Source organism: Methylobacterium sp. J-118 (assembly GCF_057836565.1).
Map to the genome: position 1 here is coordinate 1 of NZ_JBYQFA010000002.1, position 18,085 is coordinate 18,085.

31 protein-coding genes are annotated in these 18,085 nt (G+C 65.3%); 17 read left to right on the forward strand and 14 right to left on the reverse strand.

What is annotated here, in order from left to right; translation table 11 throughout:
- Positions 1-100 precede the first annotated feature (100 nt).
- The 3 genes from AC3IF3_RS28535 to AC3IF3_RS28545 form a co-directional block, all read right to left on the reverse strand.
- The gene (locus AC3IF3_RS28535; RefSeq protein ID WP_489231392.1) at positions 101-1,213 is read right to left on the reverse strand and encodes a hypothetical protein; all 1,113 of its coding nucleotides are present in this window, start codon (positions 1,211-1,213) and stop codon (positions 101-103) included.
- 60 nt (positions 1,214-1,273) lie between these two features.
- Positions 1,274-1,561, reverse strand: a complete 288-nt coding sequence (locus AC3IF3_RS28540; RefSeq protein WP_489231393.1) for a hypothetical protein — start codon at positions 1,559-1,561, stop codon at positions 1,274-1,276.
- Between the two features lie 87 nt (positions 1,562-1,648).
- Complete coding sequence (locus AC3IF3_RS28545; protein ID WP_489231394.1) at positions 1,649-1,939, reverse strand: hypothetical protein; 291 nt, start codon at positions 1,937-1,939, stop codon at positions 1,649-1,651.
- 104 nt (positions 1,940-2,043) lie between these two features.
- On the opposite strand from AC3IF3_RS28545, the gene AC3IF3_RS28550 reads away from it, so the two are divergent.
- From AC3IF3_RS28550 to AC3IF3_RS28560, 3 genes are all read left to right on the forward strand, one after another.
- The gene (locus AC3IF3_RS28550; RefSeq protein WP_243971476.1) at positions 2,044-2,277 is read left to right on the forward strand and encodes a helix-turn-helix domain-containing protein; all 234 of its coding nucleotides are present in this window, start codon (positions 2,044-2,046) and stop codon (positions 2,275-2,277) included.
- Positions 2,274-2,501: an amino acid transporter gene (locus AC3IF3_RS28555; protein ID WP_489231395.1), complete on the forward strand. Its 228-nt coding sequence runs from the start codon at positions 2,274-2,276 to the stop codon at positions 2,499-2,501. Before AC3IF3_RS28550 ends, AC3IF3_RS28555 begins: the two co-directional genes overlap by 4 nt.
- 194 nt (positions 2,502-2,695) lie before the next feature.
- Positions 2,696-3,238 carry a hypothetical protein gene (locus tag AC3IF3_RS28560; RefSeq protein ID WP_489231396.1) on the forward strand — a complete coding sequence of 181 codons (543 nt, stop codon included), beginning with the start codon at positions 2,696-2,698 and terminating at the stop codon, positions 3,236-3,238.
- Positions 3,239-3,399: 161 nt separating this feature from the next.
- Here AC3IF3_RS28560 and AC3IF3_RS28565 read toward each other — a convergent pair whose 3' ends face one another.
- Entirely contained in the window at positions 3,400-4,569 is a 1,170-nt protein-coding gene (locus AC3IF3_RS28565; protein ID WP_489231397.1) for a class I SAM-dependent methyltransferase, read from the reverse strand.
- Positions 4,570-4,964: 395 nt separating this feature from the next.
- Between AC3IF3_RS28565 and AC3IF3_RS28570 the strand changes: the two genes are divergently transcribed.
- From AC3IF3_RS28570 to AC3IF3_RS28600, 7 genes are all read left to right on the forward strand, one after another.
- Positions 4,965-5,630, forward strand: a complete 666-nt coding sequence (locus tag AC3IF3_RS28570; RefSeq protein ID WP_489231398.1) for an AAA family ATPase — start codon at positions 4,965-4,967, stop codon at positions 5,628-5,630.
- On the forward strand, positions 5,627-5,938 hold the full coding sequence (locus AC3IF3_RS28575) for a ribbon-helix-helix domain-containing protein (RefSeq protein WP_489231399.1): 312 nt from the start codon (positions 5,627-5,629) through the stop codon (positions 5,936-5,938). The genes AC3IF3_RS28570 and AC3IF3_RS28575 overlap by 4 nt, the downstream gene beginning before the upstream one ends.
- 38 nt (positions 5,939-5,976) lie before the next feature.
- Complete coding sequence (locus AC3IF3_RS28580; RefSeq protein ID WP_489231400.1) at positions 5,977-6,315, forward strand: Rap1a/Tai family immunity protein; 339 nt, start codon at positions 5,977-5,979, stop codon at positions 6,313-6,315.
- Positions 6,316-6,393: 78 nt separating this feature from the next.
- Complete coding sequence (locus AC3IF3_RS28585; protein ID WP_489231401.1) at positions 6,394-6,930, forward strand: hypothetical protein; 537 nt, start codon at positions 6,394-6,396, stop codon at positions 6,928-6,930.
- 146 nt (positions 6,931-7,076) lie between these two features.
- The gene (locus AC3IF3_RS28590; protein ID WP_489231402.1) at positions 7,077-7,322 is read left to right on the forward strand and encodes a hypothetical protein; all 246 of its coding nucleotides are present in this window, start codon (positions 7,077-7,079) and stop codon (positions 7,320-7,322) included.
- Between the two features lie 4 nt (positions 7,323-7,326).
- Positions 7,327-7,599: a hypothetical protein gene (locus AC3IF3_RS28595; RefSeq protein WP_489231403.1), complete on the forward strand. Its 273-nt coding sequence runs from the start codon at positions 7,327-7,329 to the stop codon at positions 7,597-7,599.
- Positions 7,596-8,585: a site-specific integrase gene (locus AC3IF3_RS28600; RefSeq protein WP_489231404.1), complete on the forward strand. Its 990-nt coding sequence runs from the start codon at positions 7,596-7,598 to the stop codon at positions 8,583-8,585. Before AC3IF3_RS28595 ends, AC3IF3_RS28600 begins: the two co-directional genes overlap by 4 nt.
- 281 nt (positions 8,586-8,866) lie before the next feature.
- Here the strand turns inward: AC3IF3_RS28600 and AC3IF3_RS28605 are convergent, their stop codons facing one another.
- The 3 genes from AC3IF3_RS28605 to AC3IF3_RS28615 form a co-directional block, all read right to left on the reverse strand.
- Positions 8,867-9,043: a hypothetical protein gene (locus AC3IF3_RS28605; RefSeq protein ID WP_489231405.1), complete on the reverse strand. Its 177-nt coding sequence runs from the start codon at positions 9,041-9,043 to the stop codon at positions 8,867-8,869.
- Between the two features lie 506 nt (positions 9,044-9,549).
- Positions 9,550-10,632, reverse strand: coding sequence for a catalase family protein (locus AC3IF3_RS28610; RefSeq protein WP_489231406.1), 1,083 nt, complete (start codon positions 10,630-10,632; stop codon positions 9,550-9,552).
- A gap of 183 nt (positions 10,633-10,815) precedes the next feature.
- Positions 10,816-11,334: a Ros/MucR family transcriptional regulator gene (locus tag AC3IF3_RS28615; RefSeq protein ID WP_489231407.1), complete on the reverse strand. Its 519-nt coding sequence runs from the start codon at positions 11,332-11,334 to the stop codon at positions 10,816-10,818.
- Positions 11,335-11,372: 38 nt separating this feature from the next.
- Here AC3IF3_RS28615 and AC3IF3_RS28620 point away from each other — a divergent pair, with 38 nt between their 5' ends.
- Both AC3IF3_RS28620 and AC3IF3_RS28625 read left to right on the forward strand, forming a co-directional pair.
- Positions 11,373-11,723 (forward strand): hypothetical protein, encoded by a 351-nt coding sequence (locus AC3IF3_RS28620; RefSeq protein WP_489231408.1) that lies wholly within the window; start codon positions 11,373-11,375, stop codon positions 11,721-11,723.
- 75 nt (positions 11,724-11,798) lie between these two features.
- A complete protein-coding gene (locus AC3IF3_RS28625; protein ID WP_489231409.1) occupies positions 11,799-12,164 on the forward strand; it encodes a hypothetical protein in 366 nt (121 codons plus the stop codon).
- Positions 12,165-12,189: 25 nt separating this feature from the next.
- On the opposite strand, the gene AC3IF3_RS28630 is transcribed toward AC3IF3_RS28625, so the two are convergent.
- The 3 genes from AC3IF3_RS28630 to AC3IF3_RS28640 are packed head-to-tail and all read right to left on the reverse strand — an operon-like array spanning position 12,190 to position 13,135.
- Positions 12,190-12,453, reverse strand: coding sequence for a hypothetical protein (locus tag AC3IF3_RS28630; RefSeq protein WP_489231410.1), 264 nt, complete (start codon positions 12,451-12,453; stop codon positions 12,190-12,192).
- Positions 12,450-12,719: a hypothetical protein gene (locus AC3IF3_RS28635; protein ID WP_489231411.1), complete on the reverse strand. Its 270-nt coding sequence runs from the start codon at positions 12,717-12,719 to the stop codon at positions 12,450-12,452. Before AC3IF3_RS28635 ends, AC3IF3_RS28630 begins: the two co-directional genes overlap by 4 nt.
- Positions 12,716-13,135, reverse strand: a complete 420-nt coding sequence (locus tag AC3IF3_RS28640; protein ID WP_489231412.1) for a DUF5681 domain-containing protein — start codon at positions 13,133-13,135, stop codon at positions 12,716-12,718. Before AC3IF3_RS28640 ends, AC3IF3_RS28635 begins: the two co-directional genes overlap by 4 nt.
- A 149-nt stretch (positions 13,136-13,284) precedes the next feature.
- Here AC3IF3_RS28640 and AC3IF3_RS28645 point away from each other — a divergent pair, with 149 nt between their 5' ends.
- The 5 genes from AC3IF3_RS28645 (at position 13,285) to AC3IF3_RS28665 (ending at position 16,282) form a co-directional block, all read left to right on the forward strand.
- Entirely contained in the window at positions 13,285-13,785 is a 501-nt protein-coding gene (locus AC3IF3_RS28645) for a hypothetical protein (RefSeq protein WP_489231413.1), read from the forward strand.
- 70 nt (positions 13,786-13,855) lie between these two features.
- Positions 13,856-14,122, forward strand: coding sequence for a hypothetical protein (locus AC3IF3_RS28650; protein WP_489231414.1), 267 nt, complete (start codon positions 13,856-13,858; stop codon positions 14,120-14,122).
- A gap of 121 nt (positions 14,123-14,243) precedes the next feature.
- Positions 14,244-14,699, forward strand: a complete 456-nt coding sequence (locus AC3IF3_RS28655) for a hypothetical protein (RefSeq protein ID WP_489231415.1) — start codon at positions 14,244-14,246, stop codon at positions 14,697-14,699.
- Positions 14,700-14,834: 135 nt separating this feature from the next.
- Positions 14,835-15,110 carry a hypothetical protein gene (locus AC3IF3_RS28660; protein WP_489231416.1) on the forward strand — a complete coding sequence of 92 codons (276 nt, stop codon included), beginning with the start codon at positions 14,835-14,837 and terminating at the stop codon, positions 15,108-15,110.
- Between the two features lie 329 nt (positions 15,111-15,439).
- Positions 15,440-16,282, forward strand: coding sequence for a DUF1003 domain-containing protein (locus AC3IF3_RS28665; RefSeq protein ID WP_489231417.1), 843 nt, complete (start codon positions 15,440-15,442; stop codon positions 16,280-16,282).
- Positions 16,283-16,346: 64 nt separating this feature from the next.
- Here the strand turns inward: AC3IF3_RS28665 and AC3IF3_RS28670 are convergent, their stop codons facing one another.
- From AC3IF3_RS28670 to AC3IF3_RS28685, 4 genes are all read right to left on the reverse strand, one after another.
- Entirely contained in the window at positions 16,347-16,577 is a 231-nt protein-coding gene (locus AC3IF3_RS28670; protein ID WP_243973988.1) for a hypothetical protein, read from the reverse strand.
- Positions 16,578-16,661: 84 nt separating this feature from the next.
- Complete coding sequence (locus AC3IF3_RS28675; protein ID WP_489231418.1) at positions 16,662-17,078, reverse strand: response regulator; 417 nt, start codon at positions 17,076-17,078, stop codon at positions 16,662-16,664.
- A complete protein-coding gene (locus AC3IF3_RS28680) occupies positions 17,075-17,233 on the reverse strand; it encodes a DUF3606 domain-containing protein (protein ID WP_489231419.1) in 159 nt (52 codons plus the stop codon). Before AC3IF3_RS28680 ends, AC3IF3_RS28675 begins: the two co-directional genes overlap by 4 nt.
- Positions 17,234-17,786: 553 nt before the next feature.
- Complete coding sequence (locus AC3IF3_RS28685) at positions 17,787-18,017, reverse strand: hypothetical protein (RefSeq protein ID WP_489231420.1); 231 nt, start codon at positions 18,015-18,017, stop codon at positions 17,787-17,789.
- Positions 18,018-18,085: the final 68 nt, after the last annotated feature.

Consider the following 18,085-nt stretch of genomic DNA (forward strand, 5'->3'; position numbering starts at 1 on the left):
CTCTAGGCTGGCGCGGAGTGTGGCGCCGGCCAGCGGCTCCGGGATCTCTGGAGCGGCCGGTTTCGGACGGAGGGTGAAGGTCAAGACATCGCCCATGGTGTCAGGTCTCTGGTCGCGATGGAGGGGAGGCCCGGCGAGGGTCCGGCCGGGGCGGTACGCACGGCGACAGAGGAGTGGGGAGCCGCTGCCAGCGGTCCCGGCGCTCGGCCTCGGCGATGTCGACGGTGCGGCCGTCGTCGACCACGGGCGGACCACGCTGCATGTCGCGCCAGAGCGAGTGCGACAGGGATTGATCCGGGTCGGGGAGGTCGCAAATTTCGCTCAGCAGCGCGTTGCGCCTGTAGTGCGAGAGAACCCGAAGCTTGACCCGGAAGCCTTCTGCCGTGAGGGCTGGTTGGCTCGCCAGCTGGTGCGCTAGGGTAGCGGCAGCGTCGCCCGCGTCGGCCGCATCGGCTTCCAACCGTAGATCCTCGGCGGGTAGCACGGCATTCCAGGCAGCGATGGCTGCGGCCTCGCGGGCACGGGCCGCCTCGAACTGGTGCCCGAGCCGCAGCAGCTCGGTATCGTCGCTGGGCTCCGCGGGAGACACGCGCGGTTCGGGGGCGGCCTGGGGGCTTCCGGTGTGCTGGCCGAGCTCGACTTTTAGCTCAGCGTCGCAACCGGAGGGGAGGTCGAACCGCTCAGCGGCAAGGCGCCTAAGGTCGTCGGCGGCACTCTCAATCCAGCCTTCGTGCAGCGCGTCCAGCGCGGCCTTGAAAAGGATCGCGGGGAGGGTCTGCATCGGAACCTCGCTGTACCCGTCAACAAGGTCGTCCAGCGCGGTCTCTATGGGGCCACAGATATCCCGGGCCGCAGCGTAGCCTTGAGCGTCCCGCGCCACTGCAACCCGCTTCCGCCATGCCGTGTGCTGTTCGTGAGTGAAGCCGTCGCCGGGGGGCGGCCCTGCGGCTTCCTCTGCCGCGTCGGCGATGGCCCGCCACGCGGCCTCGGCTGGAATGTGTTGGCGCAAGAGCGGGAGCGCCTGAGGCATCAGGTCGAGGAAAGCGGCCTCCTCGGGGCTGACAGCCGGGCCGGGTGCAGGCGACGACGGGGCAGCGACAACGGTCCGGAGGGTCTGGCCGGAAAGGCTGCCGTGCAGCTCGGCAGAACGCTCGTGAAGGGCGGTGGCAGGGCTACGGCGGATTAGGTTGCGGAGGGACGTGCGGAAGGACATCGCGGGATCCTCGAGGAGAGGGGGCGCGGGCAGCCGGCCCGCGGCGGGTTGCGGGTCGGGTCAGAGCAGGGAGGCGAGGCCGGTCAGGACCATGCCGCCGCCGATGATCGCGAAGGCGGCCAGCAGCTCGGCACCGACATCGAGGAAGCGCAGGGCGCGGCTGTGCGACGTGTCGGGGCGGACAGGCGTCACGGCCTGCCACGGCTCGATCGTGCCGGGCTGCTGCTCGTCCGGCAGATTGCGGTAGCGGCGATCGACGGGGAGCTGGCGGCGGGCGGGGGCGTGCGCCGCGGTAGCGCGCCGGACCGGGACGGGCTGGCTGAAATCTGGGATGCGGACGTGCGTCATCGTTCGGGCTCCGGTGAGGGCTCGTGGCGGTTGGTCGTTGGTGGCGAGGAGGTGCGGGCTGGGGCTCAGCCGGGCGGGGTCAGAAGGTCAGTGAGCGGCGGCGCGGCGAGTGGCCTTGGCGACCTGCCAAGCGGCTTTCAGAGCGGAGGACATCGCCTCGCGGCGGGAGACGCCGCAGCGCTCCATGATGCCGGGGGCGGCCTTGCAGGCGGCGGCCATGATCGCCGCGCGGTCATACTGGCCGGCGGTGGCGAGGGGGCGGGTACGAGCGCTGAACTGGATGAGGGCGCGGGCGCTGAGCAGGCCGGCGGGGATCTTGGTGCGGCTGTCCTGGCCGGCGCGCTCGATGTCGGTCCAGGTGACGGTGCGGCGAGACATATCGCTTGCTCCACGATTACCGTGTGTGATAAACGGATATCGTGGATGCGGATGGCTGTCAACGCTTTCCGTGTAAAAATCTCGGAAAGCGTGGATCAGCTCCGATGTCTCTAACAGCCGCACAGTCACGAGCCGCCCGCGGGCTGCTCGACTGGTCACAGGCGGAATTGGGGAAGCGCTCGAACCTGAGCGAGAGCACCATTCGAGATTTCGAGAAGGGCCGTCGGACGCCTTCGCCGAACAATCTTTCTGCCATTCAGCAGTCCCTCGAAGCGGCCGGCGTCGAGTTCATCCCGCAGAACGGCGGCGGGGCCGGCGTGCGGATGCGCCAGCCGTGAACAAGGCGGCTCGCAACGAGCGGATCAAGATCACGGCGACATGGTTCAACGGGGCCGCGGTGGCGGCACTGGCCGTCGGGTGCTTCGCGCCGATCGTGGCCTACGTCACGTCGAGCACGCATATTCCCCTGGCGGATCTCAACCTGCTGGTGGCCGCTTGGTTGTTCATGAGCGTCAGCCTACATCTGGCAGCACGTAGGGTTCTGCGGAGGATTGAAGAATGACCGGCGGGTTCGTGTCTGCTGCCATCATCGCCCCGCTGCTGCTCGCGGCGGCTGGCGGCTTCGTCTACTGGTACACGGGCCAGCAGGACCGGCGCGACGCGGCCGAGCACGGGCGGTAGGCCGTCTCTCCTCCCCCTGATCCCGGCGGCTTCTCCGCCGCATGGGCTGCCGCCGGAGTCGGCGCGGCCGCGGTTGTGTTTGCGGCGATCCAGGCTGTCGTCGCCTTGCGGAAGCTCCGGTTCGATCTGTTCGCCCGGCGGTTTGAAACCTGGGACGCGACGAACGACGCGATTGAAGCGCTGCGGGACGTCTGTCGCAAGCTGAGGATCGGAACGCCCGAGGACAGCGATGGCGGAGAGGCACGTCGGCAGTTCATCCGCCTTCGCTGCCAACTGCGGTTGCTATTCCCACCCGAAGTCGATGCGTGCTGTGAGCGCATACAGTTGGCGTTCCAAGAGTATGCAACCCTGGGCATGATGATGGAGCGCCCGGCCGCCCCGAGTGATCAGACTGCAAAGGTGTATATCGCTCAATTTGGAGAGTACACGCAGGCGCTCGACAAAACCTACCGGCTTCAAACTGAACTGCTAATTTTGGCGACACCGTACATGAAGCAGTACGGTTGGCTTGAAATATACGGCACACCCTTCGCAAGAGGCGTAGACGGGTACGTTCGAGCGTTCATCGATAAAAAGTTCCTGCCTCTCAGGCACCGTCAGCCACCGGAGCAGCCATGAGCCCGCGCTGGGCCCGGATCGGCGGCACCGTCTCGCTGGCGGGGTTTACCGCTCTCGTCACGGCCCTGGCGGTCTGCGGGTTCGTGGGGCTAATGTGAGTGCCCGCTGGCCGGGCGGCCATACCATCATGGCTCGCCCGGCCTCGCGCAGCTTACCTGTCGCTACGGCTCGCCGGCGCTGCGCTCGGCATTTGCCAGCATACTCTGTGACCCTAACATCCTGCGTGCCTCGGCCAGCAGGACAAGATGCTGAACGGCAGCCGGGCCCGTAGGTGGGATTGATCGGCTCGCCTCGGCAATCAGACCCTGAAACTTCCTTCGATCGAGTCCTCGCCAACTCGTGCATGCTCGCACCGCCTCTAGGACAGCTTGCATCGCCTCCAGCCGATATTCAGCGGCCCTCCTCTGTATCTCTGCCCTTTCCGTGCGTGACTCAGCTTCCGCGATCTGATCGACCATGGCCTGGGCCGAGCGGAGCGTGCTCAAGGGGCTCGTTGCGATCTGGCGAGACTGGTCAGCGAGTTCGATGACGATGCGATCCATCAATTGCGCACGGATTGCCTGGAGATCGCTCGCATCAGGGGTCTCACGGCCCTTCCGTAGCCAGGCGTAAAACTCGGTGGCCTCGGCCTCTACGATCTCTTCCGCGCGCAGATCGAGATAGCCCATGGTGGCAAGCTCAAAGAGCATCAAGTGAAAGCTCGCCGGCACGAACACCCAGTTGTGGGCGTCGACGTAGTCGGACCGCGTCGCAACGGTGAGCTGTCGATGAGCTTCGTCGAACGAGAACGCGATGACGGCCTGCCGCGTATCGTCCATGCCCCAACCAGGCGCGCCGCCCTTGTTGGACATGCGCATCGCGTACTCGAAGTGCGTTCGGACGTCGTGGCGAACCCGCCTCTCTTGGAATGCGATGATGGCGTCGGCCGTCGTCGAAGGGTGTCGATAGAAGTCGAAGCATTTCCGCTTGTCGGGGACGGCGAGGATGATGATCCCGTCGGGACGGATCAGCGTCTCAGCGGCCTTCAGAAAGGTCACGACGTCAGTCGTGTGTTCGATGACGTGGCTCGCGATGAAGGCATCGAAGGTGCCGTGCTGATCTGCCGGCACAGCATCGGCGATAGAGCCACCCTGCCAGACGAAGTCCACCTCTTCGATCCGAGATGTGTCTTGGTCGGCGTACTTGATCAACAGCTCTTCACGGGACGCATGGTCGATCACGAAGGTGTTCCAGCCGTTACGCTTGGGCGCCAGTGGACTGAAGCTAGGTCCGACCTCAATGAGGCGGGCATCCTTGCCTAAGGACTGCAGAAGGCGTTGCGTTCGATCCATACGCGCCTGCTCCTGATCGCGCAGCCGGCGTACACGAACCAGAAACGTCAGTCACGAGGCCGTAAGTCTGGATGTACCTGCCTCAATCAGCGACGCAGCGTTAGGCCGGGCGGATCTCTGTGAGAAAGCCGCCCGGCCTCGCGCACCTTCCGACCGCTCCCGCGGCTGGTGGCATTCAGAAGGCCAACCAGCGATCCCTCGCCAGCTTGCGGGCATAAATTCTTGAGAGCTTGATAGCATGCAATCTCGCAAACTTGTCAATTTCGGATCGTGCGGGCCTTTAATCTCGTGGTCTTGGGATCCTGCTGAATACGCATCTCGCCAGCGGGCGGGCTCGCGGGCTCGTTGACAGGATCGCTCGCGGGCTCGATTGCTGCCGAGCTTGATCGCACGAAATGGGGGCGAATGTGCAGGTGATTGCGGTCACGGCCCGGAAGGGGGGCGTCGGTAAAACGACGCTCTCGATGCACCTGAGCGTGCTGGCGGCTGCCGGCGGGCGCCCTGCCCTGCTGATCGACACGGACCCGCAGCGGTCGCTCGCATGGTGGCATCAACTCCGCGGACCGGACGAGCCGAAGCTGATTGAGGCTGACGCGCGCGAGCTGCCGGAGCTTGTCGAGGCGGCCCGACGCGAGGGGTTTGGCCGGGTCATCATCGATACCCCGCCGCACGCCGAGGACAGCATTCTCGCGGCCATGCGGGCGGCAGATCTCGTGCTCGTCCCGACGCGGCCCGGTCCGCTTGATCTGGCGGCTGTCGCCTCGACGCTGGACCTGGCGCAGCGGGTCGGTAAGGCGCCGCTCGCCGTCATCAACCACGCACCTGCCCGCACCGGGTCGGCCGAGCCGGCGATCGTCGCGGAGGCGCGGGCGGCGCTGGGGAGCATGGGCGCGACCGTGGCGGCGACGGCGCTCGCCAACCGGGTGGCCATGTCCCACGCGATCCTGACCGGCTCCACAGTCAATGAGCACGAACCGGACGGGAAGGCCGCGTCCGAGGTCGCGGCGCTCTGGCAGGAAGTCGAGGCGGCCCTTGCCGCCGGAGGAAAGAAGGCACGATGAGCAAGGCGCCCCGCCCTACCCTGGACAGCCTCGCCGGTCGGTTCGCCCGGAAGGATCCGCCGGCCGTCCCTGGCAACGTTATCAGTGAACCGCCCGCGGCGGCCGAACCTGCCGCCTCGTCGTCTGACCCCGCCTCGACGGCTGCGGCGACCGTGAAGGCGAAGGCGGATGCTCGGGTGCAGATCCTGACGCGCATTGATCCCGCCACACGAAAGCGGCTCAAGGTCATCGCGGCCGAGCAGGAACGGACCATCCAGGAGATATGCGAGGAAGCCATCCGCGATTTCGTGGCGCGGCATAGCAAGTGAGCACGATCCCAAGCTTGCGAGCTATTATGATACGAGCGGTGGGAGCTCTCGTTGTCGTCGGCCTCGGCCTGCCGGCGCGATCGGCCCCCGCGCAACGGCCATACGTCCTAAGCACGGCCACCACGGCGGTCCTGGCCACCATCTGCAGAGAGAGCAAGAACCCGCTCGGCGCGAACTTCTGCACCGGCTACATCCTGGCGGCCTTCGACCGCATGTCGATGTCGCGCGAGATCTGCCCGAGCGCTGGGGTCGGGGTAGAGCAGGTGCTGGCCGTGGGCCGGCAGTTCATCGAGACCCGTCCCGAGTTGTGGGACCGCCATCCGAGCTACGTGCTGGAGCTTGCCTTCAAAGCTGCGTTCGCCTGCCCGGCTGAGTGAGAGCAAAATCCCATGCCTTCTTGATACGTTGCGGTCTCGTAATCTTGCTATCAAGATCACCTGATCCGAGGATTGCGCATGTCGACCGGCGAACGGGTAAACACGACGATCCTCGGCGCTGCGGCCGAGCACTACGTCATGTGCCAGCTTCTCCGACGTGGCATGATTGCAGCCCTCGCCCCAACCGGCGTGCCCGACGCCGATATCATCGTCTCGAACCGGTTGGGCAGCTCGCTCGCGGCGGTTCAGGTCAAGGCACGGAACAACGTCGGGAACGGCGGCTGGGTGCTGAAGGCCAAACACGAGAAGATCCGCCGGGCACTACTGTTCTACGCCTTCGTGGATTTCGGGAAGAGTCTCGACGCCCCACCTCAGTCCTGGATCGTGCCAAGCGCCATCGTGGCTGAGGTCATCACCGAGAACCATGCCGCGTGGCTGGCGGCGCCCGGGCGCAACGGGCAGGCGCACCGGGACACCGAAATGCGCAGCCTCATGCACGACTATAGCCGGCGGGGGCTAGGCAGGGCGCGAGGTTGGCTCGACCCGTACCGTGAGGCCTGGCATCTCGTCGCAGCCGCATCAGACGGCACAGTTGCGCAAGATCTTATGGCCTGATCTGCATCGCAATCTTGCTATCACGATCCCTCGCGGACTTGCTACCGAGCCATCCCGGTTGTAGCTTCCGATAACAGTGTTTCTCGGAAGTTTGAACGTTAGGCCGCATCAATGGTTCTGGCATGCGCGATAGACAGAGGCAGGGCATGAGCGAGGCGAGTTCGATGGATCGTCTAACTGCGCTGTGCGGCGCCGCCTCAGCCGCCGCGCGGAACATGGGCCTGACTACCGCCCCGCAGGATCTGCCAGCCGAGCATTGGCAGCGGGTCCTATCCGCCGTCGAGGCGGGCGCGCGGATGCGTGGCACGGTGCTGCCGTTCGGCTGGCGGGATGCCTTGGCCGAGCAAATGGGCCGGACGGGGCTTGATGCGCACGACGGGCCGGTGAACTGAGTAGATGTCAGCCTTCGCCCTGGTGGCGCCACTCATCACGAAGGCGCAAAGTGCGACCGCTCAACGGCGGACCGGCTCGACGATGATGCCTGACCCTCGAAGCTCACGCGTGGCTTGGATCGGCGCTTGGGGCGGTCTGTTCGGCGCGGTGGTCTACAGCCTCGTGCGGCCCGAAGAGATGCTTCCTGTCAATCGCGTCCTCTTCGGCTTCGACTCGACGCTGATGCTGATCTGGCTCTTGGTCATTCTCTACGTGGGTCCAGGCGAACGATCGTGACATCCGGGCTTCCAACCATAGGGCCCGAGTTCGAGGCCGAGCTTCCCGCCGAGGCAGCCGCGATCATCCGCGCCTACCAGCAAGCGAGCAAGGCGGACTCTACCGTCCGGGCCTACACCTCGGATGCCAAGGTGTTTCAGACCTGGTGCGCCCGATACGGGTTCCGGTCGCTGCCGGCCACGCCCGAGGCGGTGGCGGGGTTCCTGGTGGCAGAGGCCGAGGCCGGGCGGTCCGCGTCGACCATCGGCCGGCGGCTCGCCGCGATCGGCTACGCGCACAAGCTGGCCAAAGCCACCGACCCAACCGATGACGAGGATGTCCGCGCCACCATGAAGGGCATCCGGCGCCGCATCGGCGTGGCCCCGACGCAAAAGGCCGCCGCGACGGTCGATGTCCTGCAGATGCTGCTCGCGCGCATCCCCGACACCCTGACGGGCAAGCGGGACCGGGCACTGTTGGCGCTCGGGTTCGCAGGTGCGTTCCGACGCTCCGAACTTGTCGCTCTCGACGTTGCCGACCTGATCGAGGATCCCGAGGGCCTGCGGGTTATGGTCCGCCGGTCCAAGGTCGATCAGGAGGGCAGGGGGTTCGAGAAGGCCATCCCGACCGGCCGGTTCATTCAGCCCGTGCGCCTCGTGCGCGAATGGCTGGCGGCCGCCGGCATCGTCTCGGGCCCGGTGTTCCGGCCGGTCTCGCGATCGGGCCGGGTGCGGGGGAACTGTGCGCAGCTCGCGCCCCAGGCTGCCCGCCTCACGGATCGGTCCGTCGCCAACATCATCAAGGCCTACTGCACGGCCGCCGGGTTCGATGCGGCGCTGTTCGGGGCACACAGCCTGCGGGCCGGCTACATCACGACGGCGGCCGAACGCGGGGCCGATCTCGCCCGGATCATGGATCAGTCGGGCCACCGGGATCCGCGGACGGTCGTCGGGTACATTCGCCGGGCCAACGCCTTCAAGGGGCACTCGGGGAGCGGGTTCCTGTGAGACGCAGGACTTGCTAGACGCCGCCGCGCTTCAATCCTCTGGCGTGACGCAAGTCCCCATGAAGGCCTTACGCTCCGGCCCTTCCCTCAGCTTCTGAGCCTCCGCCCGCTGTCGGCAGCGGTCGAGTACCGCCGGATCAACCGCAGATGCCGCTTCCTCACCGGCGGGCGCACCTGAAGCGGGTTTCGCGGGCGACTCGGACGTGCGCTGTGCGTCGGCTGCCCTAGGAAGGCAGGCGAGGGTAGCCAGAGCGGCGAGAACCGCGAAAGAGCGGCGCATGATCAAGCCAGGCCGTCATCGGCTGCCTTGTCCGGATCATCGGGCGTGCGCTCGGCATCCTTCACCGGATCCTTGCTCTCGGGCTCGCTGCCGGTCGTCGGGTCCGGCACGTTGACGTTCGGGATCCGCACCGTCGGCGGCACCACGCTCACACCCGGTGGTTTGTCTGTCTCAGCCATGACCATGCCGTCCCTCGTGGCGCCTGTGTCGTCGCGCGGATCAGCGACCCGCCCGACGTCTGCTTTGAAGGTCACAGATCCTGCGCGATTGGCAACCACGGTAGACAGACGGCGATTGCCTCAACCTCGATCAGCGCCGCGATCTGCTCATTTGCCGCCGCCGCCACCCTGGGGCAGGGGCCGCTCCGGCTGGCCGGCATTTCCACCAGCTGCAGAGTTGTTCGTCACAGTGTCAGCCGGCTGCCCGGTCGGCGTCCCCGTCACGGTGCCCGGCGCACCGGTCGAACCCGGCTGAGGTGCGGCTACGCCAGTTGCGCCCGGGGCTGTCCCGGGTGGGGTAGCCGCTGGTGCCTGCGCGAACGCTGCGCCTGAGAAGAGCAGCATGAAAGGGATAGCTGTGACGAGGGTGCGCTGACGCATCGATGCCTCCGTGCCGAAGAACGCCGGTAACGCGTATGTGAGCGGGATGGTTCGCGATACTTCGGAAGCCTGATCGCGCAAGTTCCTCACGCTGGGATGCGGTCGATGCTGGCGGTGTCCTCGGCGGACACGCCGTTCTCGCGGTGGCGGAAGTCGGAGAGCGCCCGATAGACCTGCAGCCGCGCCCGCATCACCGAACCGAGCGGCCGGTGCACCGCGAGGCTGTGCGCGGGTCGGAAGGTCATCACCTCGTCGAAGTATCGCGCCCGCTCCGTTGAATAGGCGTCTTGGCTCGGCAGGCGCAGTGTAGCCACGGTCCGGTAGGGGCTTACCGAGACAGGCCAATCGACCGACGCGTCCTCGATAGGTTGCCTCTCGGCGTCGGCCCAGAGCTGGGCCTTCAGCTCGAACACCACATCATGCTCGCGGAAGAAGTCGATTGCCGCGTGGCGGAAACCGTCCTCGTCGACGTGTGGGTCGAGCCGCCACTCGGATAGGGCGCGCTGTGCCTCGGCCGTGGGAACGGCCGCGAGCTTGGCCACGTAGTCGCCAAAACGGATCGGAGCCTGGCTGAAATAGCTGTCGGCTAGGGGATGGCTGTACGGATGGCCGAAGAAGTCGGCGAACGCGCTCTCCGTCCCGAACGCGTGCAGCACCCGATTGAGATTGCGCATGGTCGACGAGACCGCGCTCTTGACCCCCTCCGGCAGCGCGGTGGACTTGCCGATGACCGTGCCGTCGCGCAGGAAGCCCGCCGCCGTACCCGAGGGGAAGGTGGTACCAGTCGCGAGCACGAAGTCCTGGGTATCAACGGCATGGCCGGGCAGCTTCTCGCCGGGGACGTCGAACACCTTGATGGACATGCCGCGATGGGTCGAGACGCGGTCGCCAAGTGTCTCGCCCGGCCCCTGCGCGAAGCGCACCGCGACGGGGTGGAGGCCGGGGCTGGAGAACAGCCCTTGGGCCAGTTCCGGCGGTAGGCCGGGGGCGATCGTGAACTCGCCGGTGACGCAGGCCGAACTCTTGGCGTGGCTGGCACGGACCGCATGGTGCTCGCGCTTCTCGACCGTCTCGGACTGCTGCGTCATGCCCTTGATGATGCCGTCGATCGTCGCCTGCTCGTCTGGAGCTGGCTGCTCGATGTCATGGGTGTAGCGCAGGTAATTCATTCTTGGGCTCTCACGCGCGGTTCTTTGGATGAAGTTCCGTGCGCATGGCCAAGTTCCTAATCGTCCGCTCCGGCTGGAGACGTGGCGCTCACTTTCACGGCGCTGATGCACCATTCAGCATCGCGTCGTAGTCGGACGCTAGCTGATGCAAGCCGGAGGGAACAGGCAGCTCCCCCCTACGCCTCAAGCCTCAGGGCTTCCCTCAGACTTCCGCGGCCGACCGGCATGCTTTAGCTTGTCGGAGACGGTCGCCACGGGCTCAGCGGCCTTCGCGGCCGCCTTCTTGCGCTGGCTGCCGAGGCCGAGGCTCTTGGCGAGTGCGGAGCGATGCGCCGAGTAGCTGGCGGCCGTGGAGGGGTAGTCCCGCGGCAGGCCGAAGTGCTCCCGGTACTGCTCGATCGTCATGCCACTCTTGCTGAGATGCCGCTTCAGGGTCTTGTACGGCTTGCCGTCGATGAAGCTGATCAGCGCGTCCGGCGTGATCGACTTGCGGATCTGGGCGGCTGTGAGCTTCTCAGTGGTAGGAGCAGCAAGTGCGCCGGCATTGCCAAGCCCCGTGAGTGCAGCGTGCGTACTGGCGATCAGCTCCGCCATGTCGGCAGGCCGTACCGAGTTCTTGGACACGTAGGCCGATACGATGCCAGCCGTCAGCTCAATAAAATTGGCGGCCTGGGCCTCAATGGTTTCAACGTTCTCGCTCACGATGCACCTGATTTTGAGTAAGACATAACGATCTATCGGTGCGCGGCAAAACGCAATACGATATGCTGAAGAAGTTCTCTTCTCTAGGCACCTCCGAGATGATGCCGAGCCCCGACCTTAAGCGGTTCGCCACGCTGATCGCCGATAACGTCGTCTCGGCCTTCGAGCGCGAACGGGATGGGTTGCCCTTTCACCCGACCATGCGTGTGACCGTCGTGTCCGTCTTGGTGCGCAGCCTTCTGCTCGTCCTACCTACTGCCTCCAGCGACGACCTCGCAGCAGCGTGCAATCGTGGGCTCGAGGATGTGGTCGGCGCGATCGGGATCGGCGGCCCGCACGTCGAGGCGATCGATCCAAGCGATGGGGCGGTGACGATGCGGGGCGTCTGAGCGGACCGTCGGTGCAGAAGATTTCATTAACTATATGACCGGCACCCTGCTCATTGTCAGCCTGCAGGTGCCGCCGTGAACCGAGCTTATCCCGTCAGCGCCGAGGATCCGGCCGGTGATTGCCCGGTCCCGATCGACATGCTCAACCGCCTCTACCGCGCAGGGCCCGAGGCATTGTCCGATCAACTCGGCGGCATCCCCGAGGCGACACGCGCCCGGCTCGCGATCTACCTCTACGGGCGCAGCCACACCCGCCACCTCGGGGTGCAGATCGCCGCGACCTGCGAAGGAGCCAGCCTACGCCGTGTGGCCGGGTTCGTCGGCAATGCGCTCTACGATCTCTCCCGACAGAACCCTGCTGCGTGGTCGGAAGCCAGCCCTTCGACCGGTGGCAGGCGCGGGGTGAGCCTGGCGGGGTTGCGAGCCACGGCATCACGCTGACACACGGGCTGAGCACTCGACCGCTCTACTGCGCTGCCTTCTGTCGCTGCTGGGCCTGCCAGTCCGCGATGAACGCCTCGATCTGGCCGGCGAGGTCCTTGTCGGCAGGCCTCGGCGACTCGCGCAGGCCCGACACCATGGCCCCAAAAGACGGCCACTCGGTCGCCATCTCGTTCAGGCCGAGCACAATCTGCCGGTCGAGCTCGGAGTCGGGCATGCGGGCAAGGCTGCTGAACCGGGGGCTCGCCTCCAGCCGGGCGATCTTCGCCTCGATCTCCTTGATCCTCATGACAGCCGTGCCCTCAGATCCCGGTAGTACGTCGCCACGTCGTGGTCACACGATCGGATCCGAGCGATGAGGTGCCGCTCCTGCGGATCCTCGGCCGCGTCCCACGCGTCCATCAGCTCATCGATCCCACCGGCCGCGACCGCCAGCCTGCGCAGCCGGTTGAACAGCGCCTCCTCGGCCTGGTCGTAGGACAGGTGGTCGAACCGGCCGGTGCCCCGCTTCGCCTCCAGTCGCGCAAGGCGGGTCTCGATCTCTCGGATCCTCATGCGCCCTGTCCCTCCAGTGCCGCGAGGCGTCGGTGCAGGTCGGCGGCCGTGATCGCCTCGATGTGAGCGCTTACTGCTTTGCCGACGTCGGCAGCCTCGGACGGTGTGATCTCGCCGGAGGACACGGCGCGCAGCAGGGCCTCCGTCGCCTTGGGCAAATCCTCGGCTGTCTCGATGGTCGGCAGGTCGAAGGTGATGGAGCGGTCACGCTTCGGGGACAACAGCCGGTCGAGGCACAGCTTCATCGCGCCGCCGTCGCCTGCAAGCGCCTGCTCGATGGCCTTGCGGGACAGGGCTTCCGCCTCACCCTCGAAGATGGCCTCCAGGGCCAGCGTGGAGCGGTTGCGCGAGCCGCGGGGGCGACCGGCGGGGTTGCCGGACTGGCCTTCGGGGAATGGTTTTCCGTCGCCTCGCATGGTCAGATCTCGGCGGTTGGGCTAGCTGTAAACAACAGCGAAAGAACAGCCAGGTCCGATGATAGATAGCACCGGCTACGGAATTTCACGACTGCCCCATCCGTTCGGTCCTGGCATAGATCCGCTAAGGCCTCGCATAGGGTCGCGGTATGAGTATCGGCCTGAGCCGGCGTCTAGCCTCTTTTAATTGGATCAACAGCACGGCGATTTCGGGTGCTCCGCACATCCCACTCCGCCAAAAAGCACTGGATTGGACCGAACCTTGCGCGAGAGCGCGTGATCACATCGCCAACGTAGAACTGAACGCCATGGATCCCACTACGAACCCGCCCAACCTCCCCTCAGTCCTGTCTAAATTACTACAGCCGTGGCTTGACGTCGTCGAGATAGCAGCTGCTGACAATGGCTTGGATGTAATGAAAATCGCTGTGGAAGTCGTCGTCAGCCTACCGCGGCTTGTTGTGATGACACCATATCTTGAATGCGTTATCGCAGAGGCGCGTCTAGCATCGGACAATCTGGGTATAAGCTTAAACCAGGACGGAATTGATCCCTCTAAGCCCAGGATCGAGGCCATGAAGAGGCTGGACGCCTTGGTCATGCAGTTGCGCGAAGCAAAGCTGAACGATCAAGCCAAGGGCTTGGCCTAGACCGGTAGCTGGTTGGGCGGAACGCGAGCCCATCCAGCCCGTTACCGGCCAAGCTTGGGAGGAGATCGACATGAAGCACATCATCGCTGGAGGGCTGCTCGCGGTCGGACTGCTCGCTATCCCGAGCGTGCCAGCAATCGCGCAGAGCATCGACATCGGGCCGGGCGGCGTGCGGGTCGATCCGCGCTCGCCCCGGGAACGTGAGGCTGACGAGATCCGCCGAGAGGATCGGCGAGAAGAGTTCCGTGAGGAGCGACACGACGCGATCCGCCGCGAGGAGCGCCGTCGCGAGTTCGACGAGGATGGTCCGCCCCCGCCTCCGCGCGATCGATACTGAGATTGATAGATCGGTAGCCACGGCGGGGTGCGAGCCCCACCGATTGTCTGTCCGGCGTTAGGTACGTTCCCTCCCGTTGGGTCCCGGTAGCAGATCGGCCCAAGCCGCGCGCAGGATCGCGGTGCGGGCGTCGGCCCGGCTCGCCACGACGCAGGCCTACGCCAACAGTCTCGGGAGCGGCCAGGCGCTGCCGGCGACGTCCGCGCCCCGCGGCGCCTCGATGGGCTCGACAGCGCAGCAGGGCGGGTTCGGCCTCGGTGGTGTCGTCGGGCAGGGGTCTGCCGTTCCGGGGCAGTCTTCCCCGACGCCCGACGCCGCGACACTGGCCGGTCAGCCGACGGCGCTGGACGGGTCGCAGGACCAAGGGCCGCAGCAGTCCGGCCCCTACGGCGGTATCGCCAGCGCGCTCAAGAGCATCGCGGGCGGGCAGCAGAAGCAGGGCCAGAAGGCGGCGGGCGGCGGCGGGATGGCGCCCCCGAAGATGGATGGGCGAGCGATGACGCTACAGCAGGCCCGGCAGCAGTTCGACGCGAGCCGGTTCTACTCGATGCTGCCCCGGAGCAGTCGGGCCGGGTGACGAACCGTTCCACGAGCGATTGGCCTCAAAGAGGCACGCGCTGGTCAAGCCCGCACTGACCGCCCCTGTGACACTACCGCCGGGACACATCGTGCGCAATCGACTGTTCCCCACGCCCACAGACGAAAGAACCTTATGACCAAGCTCATTCTCGCCGCGGCTTTCGCCGCAGCGCTGACGACACCTGTCTCTGCACAGGTCTTCGAGACCCCGACCAGCACCACCGTGATTGTTCCGCCCGGCGCTCCCGGTGTTGTGACGCGCCAGCCCGGCTCCACCGGGGAGGAAGGTGCAGCCAGCTACTCTCCGACGGGTCGTGCTGCCGATAGCATCTCGACCGACTCCGCTGCTTCCGGCAATGAGGGGCAGCCGTCGCGGATGGGTTCGACGGGCAGTGGCGGCGGGAAATAAGCCTTATCAACAATCGTTAGATACGTGGTGTAATCGCCGCGACCAAAGCCAAAGGCCGTTCTTTTGAAAAATTGGAACGGCCTTTTGTATGTTCTGCAGACCGACATCAAGCTGTCTGATTGGACAGAACAGTTGACCTATTTCGATGGTGCTGCTGGGTTATTGCCCGATGGGGCCGCTGCCTGTTGCTCGACTGGCGCTTGAGGATCTTCGCCTGGCTTGTAGGTTGTCGGGGCAGCTGGCACGGGCCGCTCCTTGTTCTGCGCGACTGACTTCCCGCCGGGGTTGGGGGCATCTTTGGCTGCGGACTCCTCCCGCGGCACTGGTGCTTGGCTCCAACCATCCTGGGCACTTCGACCTTTATCGCCCATCACATCGAAACCCTTGATCTCGCCGGGCTTGGTCTGGGCCTGCGCCGATGCGGTGAGCGCCAGGGTTGCGAACGCGGCAAAGGCCACGCTCAGTGGAAGGGGAGAGCGGGCCATCGGCTTGTCTCGGCTGGCGTGAAAATATTTGAGTGCAACCTGTCGCGCCGTCGGCATGTTCCGGCTTCACAGAACTGTCTCAAAAACGAGATCGCACCGCCGATGCCCAATTTAATTCTCGACCGCGAGAATAAAGGGGCTACGCCCATCCTGCCTGCACACATCGAGGACACAGTCCGCGCAATTGCGGATCTGCATCACGAACATCATCGTAAGGCCACACCGGTCCAACGCACCGTCGCCCGCATGACCAGCGCCGTCGGGCGCCCACGCTTCGTCGGCGTACTCACTCTCGCAATCCTCGCCTGGGTCGGTTTGAACCTCATCCTCCCGGCACTCGGTCACGCCAGTTTCGATCCGCCACCTTTCGCGTACATGCAGGACGTTGGCGGCGTCCTGAGCCTATACGTCACCAGTCTGATCCTGATCACGCAGCGGCACGATGAGCAGTTAGCCGAGCACCGCGCTCAGCTTACCCTGGAACTCGCGATCGTTTCCGAGCAGAAGAGTGCCAAGATCATCGCCCTGCTGGAGGAGATGAGGCGTGACCATCCCCACCTCACCGATCGGGTCGACGATGAAGCGGAGGCGATGGCGCGGCCGGCGAACCCCCAGGCTGTGCTCGATGCCATCAAGGACACGCATGGCGACCTTCTCTCCACGGAGGGACAGATCACCCCGGCGTAACCTGGGACCAACGCTAGCGGAATAGTTCCGCAGATCGATGTCTGCGGAACTCTAGCAGCTACAACTACATGCGCGAACGACGCATATGATGGCGCCGATGGCGCTTCATGTGCCTCATACCCATCATGCCCTGCTGGCCGCCCATGCGCTTCTCTGACGGGCTCTTCACGCTGCCAGGATTGTTCATGTTGCTCTGAGCACTACCACTGCCACTGCCGGCAGGCATCTGAGCGAGAGCCGTTCCCGTGACGGCGAGCGTCAGTGCAGCGGCGAGGGCAAGGGTCTTCATCGACATGGCGTTTTCCTCCCGACAGATCGAGTTGATCGGTCCCGGTCTGAACGCCGGCGTGGTCGTTATCGTTCAAGCGTTTGCGCAGCCTCAAATGCTACCCGTCTGCTCGGCTACGTGGGCGAACACAGCGCTGACGAGGTCGCGGCTGCGGTAGGGTTTGGGCACAAAGCGCACCCCCAAAGGAAGGTCACCGCGCTCGGGCTGCTCGACGCCCGAGACCAGCAGCAGACCGATCTGCGGCCACCGCGCTCCGACCAAGCTGACGAGCTGATAGCCGTTCAAGGCGCCGTCCGGCATCGAGATGTCGGTGATCAGCACCCGGATATCGTTGCGGTTCGCGAGCAAGCCGACGGCCTCATCGGCGTGACGCGCCTCGAAGACGATCAGTCCGGCGTCGCTCAAGGTGTCGGCCAGCTCCATCAGCAGTAGTGGCTCATCCTCGACGACAAGTACGCCGATCTGATGCTTGGCCAGCGGTGGTCGAGCCGTAGCTGGTTCGCTCATGAAGTGGGCTGACCGAGATAGTTGGTCACAATACTGAAGCGCGAGTCAACCAAGGTCACAGCCTTACGAAGGCGCTCCTCAATGACGCCGAAGTGCTGGCGCGCAGCGCGGTCGTAGATGTCAATCTGCGTCTTCCTGTGCAGCTCGATCGGCATAGCGGGCACCATCAGGCTGAAACGGCGTTACCCGGTTGACTCAGGTTGTGTTTCCTCAACCGTGACCTCGTGCGTTCGGTTGCAGCTCACAACCCAAGCGCGAAATTCATCTGAACCATCCACGTTAAGGGCTATTAACCCAGATCAAGAGCGGTTTCAGAGCTGCTCACCTCCCACCAGGTCTAGAGCCGCGTTGAGCATGCGAACCGTCGACCCGTACACACCTTCCCTCGGCTCCTCACATGATCCGGTACTGCACGGTGTAGCGATCGGATTGGCGGACCTGTTCCCCCCCGTCGACCATCCTGCAGGCTGCGCGGACAGGGCTCAGGACACTCACGACGTCATTGCTGAGCCTGCTTGGATCTCTGCAGATACCTCGGATAGCGAGATTTGACTGCACCGCCACTGGCCAGTTCCCATCGACGCTCTGAGAAAGCGCGTTTAGCGGCGCTCAAGCTCGGCGGCATCGAAGCTCAGCGCGACTGCGCCGGCAAGGCCGCACCGAGGCCAAGGGGAGGGGTGTTAGGCCCCGGCGCTGCTGTGCCGGCGCTTACGCGGCGGCTTTGTCCGCTGCAGTTCGCATGTAGGCGAGAAGTCGCTCGCGCATTTCAGTGTCGTGCATCGCCCGGAACAATCGCAGAAGCTCCTCTTCCTGCTTGGCCCTTATGGCTACGGTCACCGGCCCGCGCGGATGCGTGAAGAATGTCGCGACTGGGATGCCGAGTGCGCCTGCGATCTGCTCAAGCATGCTCTGAGCGGCCTCATATGCAGCATTGTCCATGAGGGCGTTCCTGAGGGCCTACACGTGAGGCAGCGCCAGAAGCGGGCACCTCCGAGAATGGTATACGA